The sequence below is a fragment of the Acinetobacter sp. YH16042 genome, from assembly GCF_013417245.1.
GTDB lineage: Bacteria > Pseudomonadota > Gammaproteobacteria > Pseudomonadales > Moraxellaceae > Acinetobacter > Acinetobacter amyesii.
Window position 1 is genome coordinate 1 of the sequence record NZ_VPEJ01000141.1, and the last position, 1,135, is coordinate 1,135.

At 37.7% G+C, this 1,135-nt stretch carries 1 protein-coding gene; it reads left to right on the top strand.

From position 1 onward, the window contains the following. Positions 1-291: 291 nt before the first annotated feature. Positions 292-1,135: replication initiation protein RepM (gene repM / locus FTV37_RS17605; RefSeq protein WP_179997603.1), on the top strand; the 844-nt coding region annotated here is incomplete at its 3' end.

Here is a 1,135-nt window from a genome sequence, read left to right on the forward strand (position 1 = left end):
GAATCGAGCGCAGCGAGATTCAATAGAGTTTGAGCGAAGCGAAAACATAGGGCAGTTTTAAATGCCGTTTTTAATTTTTTTGGGCTTTTAATAATATAAAAAGCTTTTAAATGCTTTTAGGAGGGCTGAAATCATTGGTATACGTGCGTTTCAGCGATCATTCTCCACCATTTACCTTGCAATACTCCACCATTTACCTTGCAAGAATTTCTCAATACTCCACCATTTACCTTGCATAATCCATCATAAAATATTATGGTGGATTTACATCATAAAAATTATAGGTGGGAGATGTCGGAATTAGTAGTCAAAGACAATGCTCTAATCAATGCTAGTTACAACCTTGACCTAACAGAACAACGGTTAATTCTGCTAGCAATTGTGGAAGCAAGGGAATCAGGCAAAGGAATTAATGCGAATGACCCTTTAAACATTCATGCAGAAAGCTATATAAATCAATTTGGAGTGCATCGAAATACCGCATATCAAGCCTTGAAAGATGCTTGTGATGATCTTTTTGCAAGACAATTCAGCTATCAAAGCCTTAGCGAAAAGGGGAATATCCAGCATCATAAATCACGCTGGGTAAGCGAAGTTATTTACGTTGAACAAGAAGCAGTTGTTAAGTTAATTTTTGCTCCCGCTATTATCCCGCTAATTACTCGACTAGAAAAACACTTCACAAGCTATGAATTAGAACAAGTTAGTCAATTAAAAAGTGCCTATGCTGTTCGCTTATACGAAATTTTAATTGCTTGGCGTAGCACAGGAAAAACACCCGTAATTGGGTTGGATGACTTTAAAAAACAGATAGGAATTAATGAGGGAGATTACAAGCGAATTGATGTACTTAAATCCCGTGTACTAGAGCCATCAATTAAGCAAATCAATGAACATACGGATATTATTGTATCTGTTGCACAGCATAAAACAGGGCGTTCAGTTACTGGTTTTTCATTCCGATTTAAACAAAAACCACAACCAAAAGTAGAACAAAGAACCGACCCAAAACGAGATCCAAACACACCTGATTTCTTTGTCGAAATGACCGATGCACAACGGCATTTGTTTGCACACAAATTATCTGAACTGCCCGAAGTTGGTAGCGAATATGCAGAGATCGGAGAGTCATCCG